Source organism: Enterobacter cloacae complex sp. HYC033_NIDB (assembly GCF_056673335.1).
This window is the reverse complement of record NZ_CP115123.1, coordinates 3761908-3779079: the sequence shown is the minus strand read 5'-3', so window position 1 is coordinate 3779079 and position 17172 is coordinate 3761908. Positions and strand designations below refer to the sequence as shown.

Annotated in this window: 13 protein-coding genes; 3 read left to right on the top strand and 10 right to left on the bottom strand. The window is 58.9% G+C overall.

Features of this window, described 5'->3' with window-relative positions; all coding sequences use genetic code 11:
- Positions 1-6: 6 nt before the first annotated feature.
- From O1721_RS18220 to O1721_RS18205, 4 genes are read right to left on the bottom strand one after another with little or no spacing between them, the layout of a single operon-like run.
- Entirely contained in the window at positions 7-1332 is a 1326-nt protein-coding gene (locus O1721_RS18220) for a lysine N(6)-hydroxylase/L-ornithine N(5)-oxygenase family protein (protein WP_032648829.1), read from the bottom strand.
- Complete coding sequence (gene iucC / locus O1721_RS18215; RefSeq protein WP_023303944.1) at positions 1329-3071, bottom strand: IucA/IucC family protein; 1743 nt, start codon at positions 3069-3071, stop codon at positions 1329-1331. The genes O1721_RS18220 and iucC overlap by 4 nt, the downstream gene beginning before the upstream one ends.
- Positions 3068-4015: a GNAT family N-acetyltransferase gene (locus tag O1721_RS18210; RefSeq protein ID WP_032648827.1), complete on the bottom strand. Its 948-nt coding sequence runs from the start codon at positions 4013-4015 to the stop codon at positions 3068-3070. Before O1721_RS18210 ends, iucC begins: the two co-directional genes overlap by 4 nt.
- Positions 4015-5757, bottom strand: coding sequence for an IucA/IucC family protein (locus O1721_RS18205; RefSeq protein ID WP_023303942.1), 1743 nt, complete (start codon positions 5755-5757; stop codon positions 4015-4017). The genes O1721_RS18210 and O1721_RS18205 overlap by 1 nt, the downstream gene beginning before the upstream one ends.
- Positions 5758-5895: 138 nt before the next feature.
- On the opposite strand from O1721_RS18205, the gene O1721_RS18200 reads away from it, so the two are divergent.
- Positions 5896-7095 carry an MFS transporter gene (locus tag O1721_RS18200; protein WP_023303941.1) on the top strand — a complete coding sequence of 400 codons (1200 nt, stop codon included), beginning with the start codon at positions 5896-5898 and terminating at the stop codon, positions 7093-7095.
- Positions 7096-7098: 3 nt separating this feature from the next.
- Here the strand turns inward: O1721_RS18200 and mtfA are convergent, their stop codons facing one another.
- Positions 7099-7896 (bottom strand): DgsA anti-repressor MtfA, encoded by a 798-nt coding sequence (gene mtfA, locus O1721_RS18195; RefSeq protein WP_017693127.1) that lies wholly within the window; start codon positions 7894-7896, stop codon positions 7099-7101.
- Between the two features lie 266 nt (positions 7897-8162).
- Here mtfA and psrA point away from each other — a divergent pair, with 266 nt between their 5' ends.
- The gene (psrA, locus tag O1721_RS18190; RefSeq protein ID WP_003859540.1) at positions 8163-9065 is read left to right on the top strand and encodes an L-proline-binding transcription factor PsrA; all 903 of its coding nucleotides are present in this window, start codon (positions 8163-8165) and stop codon (positions 9063-9065) included.
- Here the strand turns inward: psrA and O1721_RS18185 are convergent.
- From O1721_RS18185 to O1721_RS18175, 3 genes are all read right to left on the bottom strand, one after another.
- Entirely contained in the window at positions 9037-9825 is a 789-nt protein-coding gene (locus O1721_RS18185) for a substrate-binding domain-containing protein (protein WP_032648825.1), read from the bottom strand. The genes psrA and O1721_RS18185 overlap by 29 nt on opposite strands.
- A 6-nt stretch (positions 9826-9831) precedes the next feature.
- Positions 9832-11133 (bottom strand): MFS transporter, encoded by a 1302-nt coding sequence (gene tcuC / locus O1721_RS18180; protein ID WP_032648822.1) that lies wholly within the window; start codon positions 11131-11133, stop codon positions 9832-9834.
- Between the two features lie 260 nt (positions 11134-11393).
- Complete coding sequence (locus O1721_RS18175; protein ID WP_032648820.1) at positions 11394-12689, bottom strand: serine hydrolase domain-containing protein; 1296 nt, start codon at positions 12687-12689, stop codon at positions 11394-11396.
- 95 nt (positions 12690-12784) lie between these two features.
- Here O1721_RS18175 and O1721_RS18170 point away from each other — a divergent pair, with 95 nt between their 5' ends.
- Positions 12785-13690, top strand: a complete 906-nt coding sequence (locus O1721_RS18170) for a LysR family transcriptional regulator (RefSeq protein WP_017693131.1) — start codon at positions 12785-12787, stop codon at positions 13688-13690.
- Here the strand turns inward: O1721_RS18170 and fumA are convergent.
- Positions 13679-15328: a class I fumarate hydratase FumA gene (fumA, locus tag O1721_RS18165; RefSeq protein WP_032648818.1), complete on the bottom strand. Its 1650-nt coding sequence runs from the start codon at positions 15326-15328 to the stop codon at positions 13679-13681. The two genes, O1721_RS18170 and fumA, sit on opposite strands and share 12 nt — an antisense overlap.
- Positions 15329-15383: 55 nt before the next feature.
- Positions 15384-16892: an anion permease gene (locus O1721_RS18160; protein ID WP_017383327.1), complete on the bottom strand. Its 1509-nt coding sequence runs from the start codon at positions 16890-16892 to the stop codon at positions 15384-15386.
- Positions 16893-17172: the final 280 nt, after the last annotated feature.

Genomic DNA, 17172 nt, shown 5'->3' with positions numbered 1-17172 from the left:
TGTGTGTCAGTACTCGGTGGTCTTTATTAATGATTTAAAAACCTGGCTGCTCTCCGGGCTGGTGGTGCTCCGCCAGTGGATCACGCCGGGGGTGGTTGCCAGCTCAAACGGCTCGGCATCGTGGGCGCGATTCAGAATTCGCGCCGCGCGCCAGGCCATCAGGCTGAGCTGGGGTTCGGCAATACCGAGACGGTGCATCCCGGCATTGACGGCAAACAGGCGGTTGCTCTGCGGGCCGTCCCATTCAAGGGTAAAATCGTTGTTGATGCAGAAGGCTTCATCCTCATCCAGACGCAGTCGGGAAGAGAGCGGGGCGAGAAACGCGGGCTGTACGGCGCGGTAGCCGGTGGCGAAAATCACCACGTCGCTCTCCAGCTGTTCGCGCCCGCCGTCCAGGTGATGCTGGATGCTGAGGCGATGTCCGGTTTCCTGGCGCGTCAGCGACGTCACCGAGCGGGACGGCATCAGGTGCGCCCAGGGTTTTTCGCGCAGCACTTCGAAGCGGTGATACATGGCGCGATAGATGGCCAGCAGCGACTCCGTGGTGATCCCGTCGGAGGTCATCTTCTGCTCCTGCAACATCTGACGTCGGGCGTCGTCACCAAGGGTGGAAAAGCTATCCACATACTCCGGCGTGAAATACTCATTGGCAAACGCGGCTTCATCCAGCGCGTTGTAGTTGTTGCGGCGCGACACCCAGTTGAGGCTCAGCGGCTGCCCCCATTCCCCACGGAAGATATTTAAAAACAGATCCGCACCGCTCTGGCCGCCGCCGACGACGGTGACGCGCTTGCCCGCTAAATCCGGCGTGCGCAGCATCATTTCGCTGGCGTGGAAGCAGGTGTCGTCCTGCGCGGTGACGCAGTCTGGGAGATTGATCTGCTTCCCAATCCCCACGCAGACGTGGCGCGCCAGGAAGCGATCCCGCTGGGTCACGACCTCAAACAGGCCGTTTTGCTCATCAAAGCTGACCTGCTGTACCTGCTGGCTGAAGGCCAGGTTAGTTAGGTTATCCGCCGCCCAGCACAGGTAGTCGGCAAACTCCTCGCGCGACACGGTGCGCTGCTCGGTGGTGAGGAAACGGTAGAACTTTTTGCGCTGTACCAGATAGTTCAGAAAGCTGTGGCGGTTGGTAGGCTCCACGGCGCTCACCAGATCCTTCAGGAAGCTGGTCTGCATATGGCAGTCCGGCACCATCATCCCCGGGTGCCAGGAGAAGTGCGGCTTGCGTTCAAGAAACAGCGAGCTAAAACCGTCCAGCCCCTCTGCCAGCGCGGCAATACTGAGGTTGAACGGACCGATACCAATGCCGATGAAATCATAGGTTTTCATTGCGCTGACTCCCGGGAGACCAGAAAAAGAGGGTTATCAAGATCGCAGACGTAGTTCGGCAGCATGCGGCTGCCGCCGTCGTGTTCAGAGAAGGTAAGTTTGACTGGGTTGAGGATCACGCGAATAATCTGCGGCTTAAACAGGTCGAATTTGGCGAAGCGCGCCGCAAGATCCGGATGGGCGGCCATATAGCGACGTAACACCAGCGCCAGGATCTGATAGAAGCGGGTTTCGCTCACGCCGCATTGCAGGGTGAGGCGGGATATAAAGCGCAGCACCGTGACAAAGTTGCCGGTTTGCAGGTCGTGGATGATGTAATCCGCGCTGAGGCGCGCCGTCACCGCTTTTACCTGCTCCGGCAGGCTCTGCGCCTGCGGGAAATCTTCATCCACCAGGCGCATATCGCCCTGAAAATCCTTCAGGAAAATGCGCTGCGGAACGTAATCTTTCATCACCAGCGTGACGTTCTGGCCGTGGGCGATGAGCGCCACCCCGTAGCGACAGAGCAGGTGATAGAAGGGGATCACCGTCGCCTCAAACAGCTTTTCCAGCCATGCGTCAGCGGTTAACCCCGAGCGTTTGATCCACGCGTCAATCAGCGGGCGCCCCTGGTTATCGGTTTCCATCAGAGCCGCCATCAGCACCGCCTGTTCGCCATCCTGTAAATAGCAGGATGGGTTCTCGCGCCAGATCACCCCCAGCATCTCCTGATAGCGGTACGGCGCCTCAGGCAATGCGGTATAACCCGGATGCGACAGATATCCGGCTGCGGGTTCGCCAAGCACCTGCGCCCCGGAGTGAATCAGCGTGGCATCGCTGGCGAACTGCTGCTGTAGCCAGCGCGAGGCCAGCGGACCGGCGGCGATATACTTGCCCGGAATACCGCGATAGCAGGAGGTGTTGTAGATAGTCAGCGGCAGCTTGATGTCATACGGCGCGCGACGGCTGGCGTTGGTCAGCGTGCGCAGGGACTGCTGCGCCAGATACTCATCGCCGAACTCACCCAGCTCTACCATCTCACCGCGCGCGAGCTGCGCCAGGAAATGAATGGCAATTTTTTGCTGCCACTGCCACGGGTGCAGCGGCACCGGCAGCCAGCTGTCGTCCAGATCCAGCTCCTGCCAGCGGGCGTCGAACCGCTCGCGCTCGGCATCGTCCATGGCGCTGGAGAGCAGGGCGTTAATATCGCAATCGGCGTCGCTGCTCCAGACCAGACGCTCGCGCTGCACGGCGACCCAGTGCAGGCGGAAACGCCCGCGATATTCCGGCGCGTACAGGCGCAGGGCATCCAGCCCCCAGCCGCGGCGTCCCTTGTTGAAAATAAACTTCGGGTGACCGCGCATCAGGCACTGTAGTTCGTCCGGGTCGAGGTGGATCAGCGCATCGGCATCCAGCGTTTCACGCGCCTGCAACAGCTGCATGTCACCCCGCAGCGTGGCGTAGAGATCTTCCATGTGCTCCGCCGTTTGCGCGTCGCTCATCTCCAGCACGGTGGCCAGTTGCAGCAGCGCGTTTTCCGCTTCGACCGCCGCGCCGCTGGTGGTGGTCAGGGTATCAGGGTCAATATGCAGCCAGCCCCATATCCCACGCGTGGCGCGAAACTGCCAGCACGCGTTGCCCATACTGATGCGCCAGTTGTCCGCCGAAACCGGCTCGGCGCGCAGGGTGCGTTCATATTCCAGTTCGGCGAGGATCTTCGCCACCATCTCGCGGTTCACTTTCTGCCAGAGTGCGTTCACAGTTCCACCTCGTGGAAGAAGCGGTGACGCTCGCTCATGATCAGACGGGAGCGTTTGTGCGGGAAGTCGAACTCTTTCACCGTGTCGAAACCGGCGGACGCCAGATGGCGGAACAGACGCTGGTTGTCGAAGCGCGGTTCCGCCACAATGCGCGCCGTGCGCGGTTCATCGAGATACAGATAGTGGCTGAGGCCGCGCAGCCAGCTGCGGATGTATTGCGCGCCGCGCCAGTTTTCTTCACCCACCAGCATGTGCAGCCCGCGGTCAAACGGCTGCCAGCGATAGTGGCGGCCAATGCGATCTTCTGCCGCCCAGTAGAGTTCAAAATAGCCGAACGGCTGGTCATCGAAGCAGCCGATAACCGGGTAGCAGTACGTCGAATCAAGCTGGCGGCGCAGGTAGTTCTCCTGCTCGGCCTGCGGTCCCGCCATCTCCCAGAAAGCGTTCACGCGCGGGTTATTCATCCAGCGGGTAAAGCGCTCGCCGTCCTGGGCCACATCGGCCACGCGGAAGCTCAGGGTGCGTTTAATTTGCGGATCGTAACGGCGATACACCTCACCCTGCGGGCGGTGAGGGCGCAGCGGGAAGTACAGCTGACGGCTTTCGTCAAACTGCATTCCGCCGCTCGCCTGCGGACGTTCGCCTTTCAGCCACAGCGGCAGCTGCCAGAAAATTTCACGCGCCAGATAATCCCCGTGAACGAGGCTAAACAGCGCCTGCGCCTGAGGTTCATCCTGCCAGGCTGCCCACGGCAGGGTAATGCCGGTCAGGGCGGGCGCGGCAACAAACAGCTGGTCGAGGGCGTCCACCAGCCAGCCGTCCGGGAGCCCGGTCAGCCGCTCCAGCACCGCGCTGCCGTCGAGACCCAGCGTCAGCGGCAGGTTTTGTTCCGTGACCGTGCAGCGAAAGCCGTAGCCGGAATGGACGATATTCGCGTTTGCCATCACGCCTTCTCCTTATAAAACGGGTTGCTAAAGTCGAAATAGATCACCGCCGGATCGACGATGGTGTTTTCGTTGCGATCGTGCAGATAGCAGAAGAAGTTGCCTTTGCAGTTCCAGGTCGGGCTGTCGAGCACGTAATCGAGGCAGCGGGTCTGCTTCGCCGTCGTGCGCAGTTCGGCCAGCGCGTCACGCACGCGGGACATCAGGTTCTCTTCGCTGTCGAAGCCGGCGGCGGCGAGCGCGGCGGTGACGGCAAGGGTAGAGTTCAGCAGCAGGTAATAAGGGAAGTAGCGCAGCAGCTGGCTCTCACCGAAGCGGTTTTCCACCTCGGTTTCACCTGCCTCTTTCAGCCACGCGTCGGCCCCTTCGGTCCAGGCGCTGCCCTGGCAGTCGCGGTAGATCAGCCCAACGGGGAAATCCTGCTGCATCTCAACGAGGATATTTTGCTGGTGCGCCAGCAGGACCAGACCGTAGTCCGCCTCGGCGCTGAACAGCGGAAGCAATACCCGGTCGCAGTAAGCGTCCAGCCAGCAGCGCGCGGCCTGGGCGAGCGGGAGATCCAGACGCTGGCTCAGACGACGCACCGCCGCGGCGAGCAGGCTGTCGCCGCCGTCCGGCGCGGCCTGGGTCAGGCTCACCAGCACGTTGGTTTGCGTTTCAGGGGTATCGAACAGCAGGTTGACGCGCAGGGCCATCAGGCTCTCTTCCTGGACGACGCCGTGCTCATCGCACAGCCCCGCCCAGCCGTCCTCCTGCATCACGCGCATGGTCGGGTAGCGCGCCTGAAGTTCCTGCCAGCGTGCCGTTTTCGCCAGTCGCGCCAGGCGCATGCCGCGCTTAACCTCTTTCACCGACAGCGTGCGCACGGAGTTGGTCAGCCGCACGCTCAGGGAAAACTTAATCATGTCGCTGTTGGTTTCACTGTACAGCGAGCGGGAAGAGCTGGTGGGCAGCCATTGCGCACCGGCTTCGCCCAGATCGCGCAGGGCGCCTTTTTCTACCAGACGCTGGCACCAGTCCTGCTCCAGCAGATAGTCGGCCTGCCACGGGTGCATCGGCAGCATCCAGCAGGTGTCGGTGAAGTGACCGAGAAGGGCCGGCGCGCTCTGCGCTGCAAAGCGCAGCAGACGTTCCCGCAGGGAGACATTCAGGCTGTCGCCGGTAATCAGCTCATGCTCAACCGCAAACCAGCGCAGCGGGAAGCGGGAGGCGAAATCCGGCAGATAGCGACGCGCCTCGGCCTCGTTGAACGGCTCGTGCGACTTTGGGGCAGGATGAAAAGCATGGCCGACCAGCAGCGCCTGTTCCGCTTCGGCAAACGTCAGCGGCTTATCGCGCAGGTTTGCCCAGTTGTGGCGTAAATCAATGGCCTGCCAGGTGTGCGTATGGCTTTCCAGGACGCGCTGCTTAAAGCGAGCCAGCGTATCGGCATCCAGCTCGCCTTTTACCGTCTCTTTTTGAAGAATGAAATCAATCAGTTGATGAAATGTGACCGTGTCACCGCCGTCGCTGTCGGCCTGAATCAGCGTTGCCGGAAAACGATACTGGTGATGCTGCGTGGGGGAGAAATAGCGTACCGGAACCCGAATGGCCTGGGTTGGGGAGAGCGGGATATGAATCTGTGATAACTCATCCGCACGGGTTGCGGGAAGATAATGCCAGTCCTTCGTTTCGCGCAGCAGCGCGTTCAAAAAACACTGGGCCGCAACATCTGTACCGGCGGAGCGGGGCAGAGTACGCATAGTTGTACCTCATTCCATGACTGATAATAATTCTCGTTATGATATTCATTCTGTTTACAGTGGCAACTATTTTTGCAATATTTGTTTTCATAAACTTCATAATTTCCACACATTTATTGACATTATCTTCACAATTTTATGCGCACCCGTACTGAGAATCTCACTGACGTTGTGACCCCTAAAGCTAACTGGCCCCTGGCACTGGGCGCCGGTTTATTAGGTATTGGGCAAAACGGTTTGCTGGTTATGCTGCCGCAGCTGGTCTCCCTGACCGGACTGTCGCTCTCCGTCTGGGCCGGGCTGCTGATGTTCGGCTCGATGCTCTTTTTACCCGCATCGCCCTGGTGGGGACGCCAGAGCGAGCGGCACGGCTGTAAGATCGTTATGCTGGCCTCGCTGGGAGGCTATCTGGCGAGCTTTGTCGTGATGGCGCTGGTGGTGTGGGCGATGGCGAACGGCGCGCTGAATGCTCTCTGGGGAATGGCAGGCCTGGTGCTGTCGCGCATGCTGTACGGCCTGACGGTATCAGGGCTGGTGCCTGCGGCCCAGACGTGGGCCATTCAACGCGCGGGGCTGGATAAAAGGATGGCGGCGCTGGCGACGATAAGCTCTGGCCTTAGCTGCGGGCGTCTGCTGGGACCGCCTCTGGCCGCGCTGATGCTCAGCGTCAGCCCGGTCGCACCGCTCTGGCTGATGGCGGTGGCGCCGTTTATCGCGCTGCTGCTGGTGCTGCGCGAAGCCGCCGATCCCCCGTTGCCGCCGGTGGCGCACCAGTCGACGCGGTTACAGGCCTCCATGCTGCCTTTCCTGGTGCTGGCACTGCTGCTGGCGGCGCTGGTCAGCCTGATGCAGCTTGGTTTATCGCCGCATCTTCACCCGTTATTTAATGGCGATGCCGTGCAAATCAGCCATCATGTCGCGCTGCTGCTGAGCCTGGCCGCGCTGGCGACCCTGGCGGCGCAGTTTCTGGTGGTACGCCCGCAGCATTTTACCCCGAGAGTTTTACTCTTAATTGCCGCGGTCTTGATGGTGGCGGGTCTTGGGCTGATGTGTCTCGCCAGTTTAGCCCTGTTCTACGTGGGAATTGTCATCACTTCGCTGGGGGCCGCCATGGCAACGCCGGGATACCAGCTTTTGCTCAACGATCGGCTGACGACGGGCAAAGGCGCAGGGGTGATCGCCACCAGCCATACGCTGGGATACGGGGCCAGCGCGCTGCTGGTACCCGTGGTGACGCGCTTTTACGGTGAGCAGTTTTTGATTACTGCCGCATGGGGAATGGCGCTGCTGTTTCTCGCGGTGAGCGTGTGGGTACGATCGACCGATCGTACCCCTTAAACATTAGTGGAACGGATGAGGGGAGGTGCTGGCTGCGTCCTCACTTTGCCGCAGACGCTGGAGCGGATCCTGCTGATAAAACTGGCAAAAACGCTGCCACAGCGCCGGGAAGCGCGGAGCGAAAAGCTCAGGTGCGCTAAAGAAATACTCGGACAATACCGCAAAACACTCGGCGGGATCGGTCGCGGCATAGGCATCAATGCTGGCCGCGCTTTCACCCACCAGGTCTATCTCATCCTGAATGTTTTCCATCGCCGCGTGCAGGTCGTGCTCCCATCCCGCGACTTCACGCAGCGGGATCAGCGGCACGCCGCTGGCGCGATCGCCGTTGCGGGTATCCAGCTTATGCGCCACTTCGTGAATGATCAGGTTGAAGCCCGAGGCATCGAACGAGTCCTGAATATCCAGCCAGTTGAGGATGATTGGCCCTTGCTGCCAGCTTTGCCCGGACTGCACCATACGCTGGTTGTGCACCAGCCCGATGTCATCCTCCCACTCATCATCGACGATAAACGGCGCCGGGTAGATCAGCACTTCGTGGAAGCCATCCAGCCATTCGATACCCAGCTCCAGCACCGGCAAGCAGAAGAGCAGGGCGATGCGGGAATTTTTAAGCGGATCCAGTTCGAAGCCCTGTAGCGGTACCAGCCGTTTTTGCTGTAAAAAACGCTCGGCTAGCTGAATCAGCTTTGATTGCTCTTCAGGCAAGAGATTCGCCAGCACGGGGATCGCCAGAGCCTCATCCCAGGGCAGCGCCATATTTCGACCAGCGTCGTTCGTTTTCCAGGGCCACTTAATCATCGCTTTGCTCGTTACTCGCACGTGAACAAAATGGAAAGGTCAGGGGCTGTTAGCATGCCAACATACTCTGTTAAGCAGTATGACACTCCTCTTCGGCTGCATGCAGACTGGCAGCCTGTTTAAGAGGAATCCAGCCCGCATAAACTATCACTATGTGCCGTCAGGTTGATAGCGCTTTAGGGGTATCCCCTTCATTTTGTGAAGTATGTCGTGCACGACTATGATAAATCTCTTCTTACCCTACCGTGCTTAAGGATCCCGTCAGTATGCCCGTCAATTTTGACCTCAACGATCTCTATGCCTTCCGCGCTTTACTGGAATATGGCAATTTCCGTCTTGCGGCGGAGTCTATCTGCCTTTCCCAGTCGGCGTTGAGTCGCAGAATTGAAAAGCTGGAGGCGGCACTGGGGACAAAACTGTTCGACAGAACCACCCGGCGCGTCACGCTGACCCTGTATGGACAGACCTTTGCCGACCGATGCGGACAGCTGCTTGCTGATGTGGAGTCCATGCTTTCGGATATCGATAAGGCCAGCGAGGAGCGTACGGGGCTAATCACCGTGGCGACGGTGCCGTCCGCCGCCTGTTACTTTATGCCGGATGTTATCCGCCGCTTTCAGTCCCGTTACCCCCGCGTGCGCATAAAACTGATCGACAGCAGCGCCGGAAATGTTATCGAGGCCGTCACCCGCGGACAGGCGGATTTTGGTATCTGCTTTGCCCGGAGTTTGCAGCCCGACATCGAGTTTGTCCCGCTGGTGGAGGATGTCTACGTGGCTGCCTGCCGGCGCGACAGCCCGCTTGCAAAAAGAAAAAGCCTGACGTGGCAGGCTTTTTATCAGCAGGATTATATCGGTCTGGATAAGACCTCCGGCAACCGCAATCTTCTCGACCAGCGGGTCGGGCATATTCGGCCTGAGCGCCCCAGCATCTGCGAAACGCGGCACGTGACGACCATGCTGGGGATGGTTGAAGCCGGGATCGGCATTGCGGCCGTTCCCGCCATGTCAATGCCCCGCGCAGAGCATTCGCTGCTGACGTCGGTACCTTTAACCGAGCCTGAGGTCAGGCGAACCGTGGGGCTGATCCGCCGCCGCGGGCGGATCCAGTCCTATATTGCTGCCGAACTCGAAACGCTGATTACCGAGCAGTATCGCGAGGTGCACTGACGGGCGTTAAGCCCGTTGCCGTAATGACGCTGGCGGCCTGTGGCGAGGCGAGAAAAGTCAGCAGCGCTTTTCCCTGTTCGGGATGGTCAGCCTTCTGCGTTACGGCTCCGGCGAAACGGGTAATGTACTGCATGTCGTCAGGCAACTTACCCACAAACGTCACCCCCGGGACCGGCAGAAGCTCGCTCACCTGCTGAAAGCCGAGATCGTATTTCCCTTTTGCCACTTCAGACGCCACCGGGATGCGCTCAACCCGGTGCTCTTTATCGTGAACCTGGCCGTCGATGCCCAGCTTACGGAACAGCTGACTCTCTACATACCGGCCGCTGGCGCTGTCGGAATAAGCTATGGAATGCGCCTTCAGCAGCGTTTGCCGCAGGGCAGGCACCGTACTGATATCCGGCACCGGCGCGCCCGCTTTGACGACCATCCCGACGGGCGAATCCGCCAGCTCCACGCGAGAGCCCGCCGCCGTCCTGCGATCCTGTTCCAGTTTCGCCAGCGCATCGCCCACCATAATCACCACGTCCGCTTTTTCGCCCCGGGCGAGCCGGGCCGGAATGGCCTGCGGCGTTTTGCCCATCGACGGGCCGGAGATCACAATGAGCCTGTCACCGCTTTGCGCTTCGTACTGCGGCGTCAGCTTCTCCAGCGCCGCTTTGAAGCCGCCAGAAATCATCACCGTCACATCCTGCGCAAGCGCGCCCGCGCTGAGGGTGGCGAAGGTCAGGGCGGCAATCACCGTTCTGAATGTAAGCATGAGGGATCACTCCTTAACGGCAGTTTGCAGGATTAACGTGCTACGACGATAGAGATAAAGCGTTGCCAGCAGGGCGCAAACGGCGGCAAAGCTCATCCAGTAGCCCGGGGAGGCTTTGTCGCCGGTGTACTCAATTAAGGCAGTCGAAATCACCGGCGTGAAACCGCCAAAGACCGCCGTTGCCAGGCTGTAAGCCAGTGAGAAGCCCGCCACGCGCACCTCTGCTGGCATGATCTCCGTCAGGGCCGGGATCATCGCGCCGTTATACAGGCCGTAGAGGAAAGAGAGCCACAGCAGCACGGTCAGCATCATTGAGAAGCTCGGGGCTGCGGCCAGCATCGTCAGCGCCGGATAGCTGGTCGCCAGCGCCAGCAGCGTCATGGCGATCAGCACTGGTTTACGCCCGAAGCGATCCGACAGCGCGCCGCCCACCGGAAGCCAGATGAAGTTGGACACCGCCACCAGCAGCGTGACCAGAAGACTGTCCGACGCGCTGAGCATCAGGACTTTTTTACCGAAGGTCGGGGCGTAAACGGTGATCAGGTAAAACGCGGTGGTGGTCATCGCCACCATCAGCATGCCCGCGACGACTACCGGCCAGTTGGCGAGCAGCGTTGTGAAGACCTGACGCATCGCCAGATGGTGGCGACGGGCGCTGAATTCCTCGGTCTCTTCGAGCTTGCGGCGCAGGAAAAAGATAAACGGCACAATCAGACAGCCAAACAGGAACGGAATACGCCACCCCCATTCGCGAATGGCACTCTCTTCCAGCACCACATTCAGCGCAAAGCCCATCGCCGCCGCGATCATAATGGCGACCTGCTGGCTACCTGACTGCCAGCTGGTGTAGAAACCCTTGCGGCCCGGCGTGGCGATCTCCGCCAGATAAACCGAAACCCCGCCCAGCTCGGCGCCTGCCGAAAAACCCTGCAACAGGCGGCCGGTCAGCACCAGCAGCGGCGCCCACAGGCCAATGCTCTGGTAAGAAGGGATCAGCACGATCAGGAAGGTTCCGGCGGCCATAATTGACAGGGTGACGATCAGCCCTTTACGGCGACCCACTTTATCAATGTAAGCCCCCAGCACAATGGCCCCGATCGGACGCATCAGGAAGCCCGCGCCAAAGACGGCGAAGGTCATCATCAGGGACGCAAATTCACTGCTTGCCGGAAAAAAAGTATGGGCGATGTAGGTGGCATAAAAGCCGAACAGAAAGAAGTCGAATTGCTCAAGAAAGTTGCCCGACGTGACGCGGAAAATCGCGCCCGCTTTGGCACGAAGCGTTGCAGGTGAGGTTGAGGAAACCATGATTATCTCCAGTTTTATAGTGACGTTATGCTCGTCTGTTTCTGAAAACTGGATCAGGAAGTGGAAATTAATAAGCGCAAATAGCGCATGGACTGATGCGTGTGGTGCATTAATGACAAAGCGTTGACCAGTATTTACATATTCAACAATAACTTAACATTTCGGTGATCTTTTATTTACTCGATTTCGCTAAGTTGCTGATATATCGGTTTTGTGACATCGCGCAGGTGAGAAGCCAGGCGGGGCCTGGCTTGGGATTATCAGCGCAGCGCGTTCGCAATCGCGCTAAACATCAGCGACGCTTCCAGCGGCTGCGCGCTGAATGACGGCTCTGCCTGCGGCCAGGTGGACCACTGGACGATAACCAGATTTTCTTTCTGATTAACCATGATCATCTGACCAAATATACCCAGCGCCCACAGGGAATCCTTCAGCGAATTTTCGACTTTCGGCTCCACGTGTGTGGCGGTGGCTGGTACTTCGTTGTTCCACCACTGGTAGCCGTATAACCCCTTCGGATGCGCGTCGGACACCGATCCTTTGGCCTGTGTCCAGGCTGAGGACTGTTTCACCCAGCCCTCGGGGAGGATCTGCTTCCCGTCCGGCAGCGTACCGTTATGCAGGATAAACTCCCCGAAACGCCCCCAGTCTTCCAGCGTGGCGTTGAACCCATGCGCACCCACGTCGTGCTGGCCTTTGCTGTAGGCATGCCACACGCCGTCGCTCGCCATGCCGTACGGCTGCCAGATGGTCTTCTCCAGATACGCCGCGAGCGTCATGCCGGTGGCGCGCTCAAGCACATCGCCTAACAGCCAGGCTCCACCCGAGGAATAGGACCAGTTTTCGCCCGCCGGGTGTTCACGGTGTAACCCCTTCACCAGGGTGCGCACGCAGTTGTAGGTGCCCGGCTTCGCTTCGCATTCGGTAAGCCGGGCGAAGTCAGATTGCGGGTTGGTGTAATCTTCGTTCCACGCCACGCCAGAGGTGTGGGTGATGAGCTGTTTTAGCGTTACGCCCTCCCAGGCGGTGCCTTTTAAATCAGGTTCGTATTGGGTGACAAGGTCGTCCAGCGAGTGGATTTTCCCTTCTTTAATTGCAACACCCACCAGCGCGGAGACTACGGATTTGCCCACGGAACGCGACGTCCAGAGCGTTGAGTCGGTATTGTCTTCTCCCAGGTATTTATAGGCTACTTTGCCATTTTTCAGCACCAGCATGCCGCTGACGTTCTGGCGTTTCAGGTAATCCTGAAGAGTGTAACTCTTACCCTTCACCTGATAGAGGGCATCGGTGAGCGGTTTTTCTGCGGGCAGTAGCGGCGTAGCGTTGCCGTGGCGGAACACATCCCCTGCGTAGTTGCGGTAGTCATTGCGAAAGCCCACCACGCGATCGGCCTGGTTCCAGGTGAGCATGGTATGCGCGTCCGGGAGTCTGGCATCGAAAGGCGCCGGACAGGTGGTGAGGTCGGTACCGTTGCAGGCCGCCATAACGGCGGGCGAGAGCAGGCTGCTGACAACCAGCGCCGCGAGCAGCGTGCGGTTTGTTTTGATTTTCATATTTATCTCGTTTGGCTCAGGAAGGACTTCAGTTTAAGAACCTGCGGCCTATAATAAAAAACGCGTTATGGGGGAAAATCCCCCGTAAAAATTGCGTGGAGAATGGCGTGGCATCACTGATCTATTCCTTTGCCCAGCTTGAGGCGTTCACTGCCGTCGCTGAACACGGCAGCCTGATGAAGGCGGCCAGTAAACTCGGCAAAGATCGTACTACCCTGCGGGATCTGATCGATTTCCTTGAGGATGGGCTGGGCTATGCTCTGTTCCTGCGGGAGGGGCGCAGCCTGCGCCTGACGCCGGAGGGGGAGCAGCTTCAGCGGCAGGCGCACCTGCTGATGCGCCAGGTCAAAGCGTTTGAGGCGTTTGCCAGATCGGTACCGGACAGCGCGACGCAGGACATTGCCCTCGCTTACGATCCGTTCACCCCCAGAGCTTTTTTACAGGCGCTGATTGCCACGCTGGCGACGAAAAAGATCCGCCTGAGCCTGACCAGCGCATCGCGCGATGAGGCGGAAGCGATGCTGGCAAACGGTCAGGCCGATCTGGGGATCTGCCAGGCGCGCAACCGCAGCGTGGGCAATGAGATGGAGTGGCGGGCGCTGGGGGCGATCGAAATGGATTTTTACGCCGCAACGGCGCTTTTTGCGGAGGTTGCGTCGCCGGTGTCGCTGCTCAATCTCTCTCTGGTGCCACAGGTGATTATGCATCCCGCGTCAGACGAGCCGGTTGCCCGTCGCCTGCAAATTTCAGGGCACACGCTTTTCACTAACGAACTGGAGATGCTGCGCGGCCTGCTGGAGCAGGGCTGCGGCTGGGGGTTTTTGCCGACCCATCTTCAGGCAACGCAGTGGAAAAATGTAAAAAGGCTGCCCACCGAAGTGGGCAGCCAGGGGATAAGCCAGACGATGGTCACTATCTGGAAGCCGGGCAGCGACAAGCGCGGGTTGATCAACGATACGCTGTCGCTGCTTCCGGCGTTATGGAAACGTTCAGCGCTGTGAGCACCCTTTGCACTGTTTATTCTGGATCTGCTGGAAGAAGTCGTTGCCTTTGTCATCTACCAGGATAAACGCCGGGAAGTTCTCCACTTCAATTTTCCAGATGGCTTCCATTCCCAGTTCAGGATACGCCACGCACTCCAGGCTCTTGATGCTGTTTTGCGCCAGCACCGCCGCCGGGCCGCCGATGCTGCCGAGGTAGAAGCCGCCGTGCTTATGGCAGGCGTCGGTGACCTGCTGGCTGCGGTTACCTTTGGCCAGCATGATCATGCTCGCACCGTGGGATTGCAGTAAGTCTACGTAGGAGTCCATACGCCCGGCGGTGGTTGGGCCTAAGGAGCCAGACGCGTAACCTTCTGGCGTTTTCGCCGGGCCTGCGTAGTAAATCGGGTGATCTTTAACGTACTGCGGCAGTTCTTCCCCGTTGTCGAGCAGCTCTTTCAGCTTCGCGTGGGCGATATCGCGCGCCACGATGATGGTGCCGCTCAGCGACAGGCGGGTGGATACCGGGTGCGAGGAAAGCTGCGCCAGAATGTCGGGCATCGGCTTGTTCAGATCAATGCTTACCACGTCGCCTTCTCCCTGCTGGCGCAGGGATTCAGGAATATACTGGCCCGGATTGTGCTCCAGCTTCTCAATCCAGATCCCCTCGCGGTTAATCTTCGCCTTGATGTTGCGGTCAGCGGAGCAGGAGACCCCCATGCCGATCGGGCAGGAGGCGCCGTGGCGCGGCAGACGGATCACGCGAATATCGTGCGCGAAGTATTTCCCGCCGAACTGCGCGCCAAGGCCGAGGTTTTGCGCTTCCTGAAGCAGTTCCTGCTCAAGCTGGACGTCGCGGAACGCCTGGCCGTGCGCATTGCCTTCGGTTGGCAGGCCATCGTAGTAGCGCGCAGAGGCGAGCTTGACGGTTTTCAGCGTGGCTTCCGCTGAGGTGCCGCCGATAACGAAGGCGATATGGTAAGGCGGGCAGGCCGCGGTACCCAGAGTTCGCATCTTCTCAACCAGATAATTTTTCAGCTTCGCCGGGGTGATCAGCGCTTTGGTTTCCTGATACAGATAAGTTTTATTGGCGGAACCGCCGCCTTTCGCCATGCACAGGAATTTATACTCGTCACCATCAACGCTGTAGAGGTCGATCTGCGCGGGCAGGTTGGTGCCGGTGTTCACCTCTTTATACATATCCAGCGCCGCATTCTGCGAGTAGCGCAGGTTGTCTTCAATATAGGTGTTATATACGCCCTGACTCAGCGCCGCTTCGTCACCGCCGCCGGTCCAGACGCGCTGGCCTTTCTTACCCATAATGATTGCCGTACCGGTATCCTGACAGGTGGGCAGCACGCCTTTCGCCGCAATTTCGGAGTTGCGCAGGAATTGCAGGGCAACGTACTTATCGTTCTCGCTGGCTTCCGGGTCGCTCAGAATAGCCGCAACCTGCTTCTGGTGAGAGGTGCGCAGCATAAATGCCGCGTCGTGGAAGGCCTGCTGTGCCAGCAGGGTCAGGGCTTCAGGCTCCACTTTCAGGACTTCCTGACCGTCGAACTCGGCAACGGAGACGTGCTCTTTGGTCAGCAGATAATATTCGGTGTCGTCATGCGCGAGGGGGAAGGGGTTCTGGTAGAAAAAGGGTTTGTTCGACATAGCGTATTGCTCCATAAAAATAAAACCGCCGGAGAGTTAGCCCGGCGGTCAGGAATCAGAACATCATGGACATCCACGGGTAGCCAATCAGCAGCAGAGCTGCCAGGAAGATGGCGCCGAAGATGGTGCCGAGGCGCCAGTAGTCTTTGGTTGGCAGGTAGCCGCTACCGTAGTAAATCGGGCTTGGACCCGTACCGTAGGGGGTAATGATCCCCATCACGCCCAGCGAGGTCACCATCAGCAGAACGAACACTTCCATATTCATGCCCGGAATGGTGGAGGCGATGGTCAGCATCGCAGGCAGCAGCGCCGTGGTGTGCGCGGTGGTGCTGGCGAACAGGTAGTGCAGCAGGTAGAACGCCAGCAGCAGCACGATGGTGGCGACACCCGGAGAAATACCGCTCATCAGCAGGCCGCCTTCTTTACCCAGCCAGCTGATAAAACCGGTGGAGGAGAGGCCATCCGCCAGCGCCACCAGGGTGGCGAACCAGACGAAGGTATTCCACGCGGCTTTGTTACCGGTGATATCGTTCCACTCCAGCACGCCGGTCCACAGCATCAGGCCAACGATCAGCAGGGCAGCCATGGCCGGTTCAATCCACGCCGCGGCGAAGATCCACATCAGCAGCGCACAGCACACGAACACCAGCAGCAGGATCTCATTGCGCGACAGTTTGCCCAGTTTTTCCAGTTCACGGGTCGCCCACAGCGGTACTTCGTTGTTTACCTTCACTTCCGGCGGGTAGAACCAGTAAGCCAGTAGCGGCATGGTCAGGATCAGCAGGATGCCCAGCGGCAGGAAGGCGAGGAACCAGGTCCCCCAGGAGATATCAATTCCAACCGTGCTTTTTACCAGCGCCAGCGCCAGCAGGTTAGGTGCCAGAGCGGAAAGGAACATCGAGCTGGTGATACAGGCCGCGGTGATGGCTACCCACATCAGATACGAACCGATTTTGCGCGCGCTTGGGTCATTGGGTTTTGAACCGTACAGCGGCGGCAGGTTGGCGATGATCGGGTAGATGGTTCCGCCGCTGCGCGCGGTGTTGGACGGGGTGAACGGGGCCAGCAGCAGGTCCGCAAACGTAATGGCGTAACCGAGCGTGAGGCTGCGACGGCCCAGGTACTTCACCAGAATCAGCGCCAGACGGCGGCCGAAGCGGGTTTTGTCGTAGCCTGCGGCGAACATAAAGGCACCGAAAATCAGCCAGACGGTGGAGTTACCAAACCCGCTGACCGCCCATTTAAAGGAGGCGCCCGCCAGCTTGAATTTTGGGTCAGCCAGCTGTTCCGGGCTAAAGAGTACCCACTGGCTGCACAGCGCAATCGCCACGACGCCGGTAAGACCGATCACGGCGCCCGGCAGCGGTTCGAAAATTAAGCCGACGATGACGCCGACAAAGATGGCGAAGTAGTGCCACGCATAAGGCGGCAGCCCTTCCGGAACGGGGACAAACAACAGCAGGACGGCAACAATGACGGGCAAAGCCATCATCAGCAGTCGTTTTGCTGTTCCATTTGATGCCAGATTCGCCGCAGGAGGCGTTACAGCAGTTTTTGTATTCATAGTTTCACGTCTTAAGTTGTCAAAAATTCGTCGCCCGGCGAAAACACAAATTCGATTGAAATATCCTTTTTGCTTTTTTTAGTTATTTAAGGTGCGGTTTTGTGTTTTCACTAATAGCGATTTAACGCATTTTGGTTTGCGCTAAATAAAAAATGATGATGTTTTTATATTGCTCTTTTGAATGCCATAACTATTGATCGCGATCAAGAAAACGGAACTGAATGGCTATTTTTATATTTTTTATAATAACCACTCTGAGTAGTGTGGTTATTCGCTGATT

Bases quoted from the DNA above. Each gene is read 5' to 3' on its own strand.
- psrA (WP_003859540.1), top strand. From the start codon at position 8,163: ATGCCCGTCAATTTTGACCTCAACGATCTCTATGCCTTCCGCGCTTTA.
- O1721_RS18185 (WP_032648825.1), bottom strand. From the start codon at position 9,825: ATGCTTACATTCAGAACGGTGATTGCCGCCCTGACCTTCGCCACCCTC.
- mtfA (WP_017693127.1), bottom strand. From the start codon at position 7,896: ATGATTAAGTGGCCCTGGAAAACGAACGACGCTGGTCGAAATATGGCG.
- O1721_RS18210 (WP_032648827.1), bottom strand. From the start codon at position 4,015: ATGGCAAACGCGAATATCGTCCATTCCGGCTACGGCTTTCGCTGCACG.
- tcuC (WP_032648822.1), bottom strand. From the start codon at position 11,133: ATGGTTTCCTCAACCTCACCTGCAACGCTTCGTGCCAAAGCGGGCGCG.
- O1721_RS18175 (WP_032648820.1), bottom strand. From the start codon at position 12,689: ATGAAAATCAAAACAAACCGCACGCTGCTCGCGGCGCTGGTTGTCAGC.
- fumA (WP_032648818.1), bottom strand. From the start codon at position 15,328: ATGTCGAACAAACCCTTTTTCTACCAGAACCCCTTCCCCCTCGCGCAT.
- O1721_RS18200 (WP_023303941.1), top strand. From the start codon at position 5,896: ATGCGCACCCGTACTGAGAATCTCACTGACGTTGTGACCCCTAAAGCT.
- O1721_RS18205 (WP_023303942.1), bottom strand. From the start codon at position 5,757: ATGCGTACTCTGCCCCGCTCCGCCGGTACAGATGTTGCGGCCCAGTGT.
- O1721_RS18160 (WP_017383327.1), bottom strand. From the start codon at position 16,892: ATGAATACAAAAACTGCTGTAACGCCTCCTGCGGCGAATCTGGCATCA.
- O1721_RS18220 (WP_032648829.1), bottom strand. From the start codon at position 1,332: ATGAAAACCTATGATTTCATCGGCATTGGTATCGGTCCGTTCAACCTC.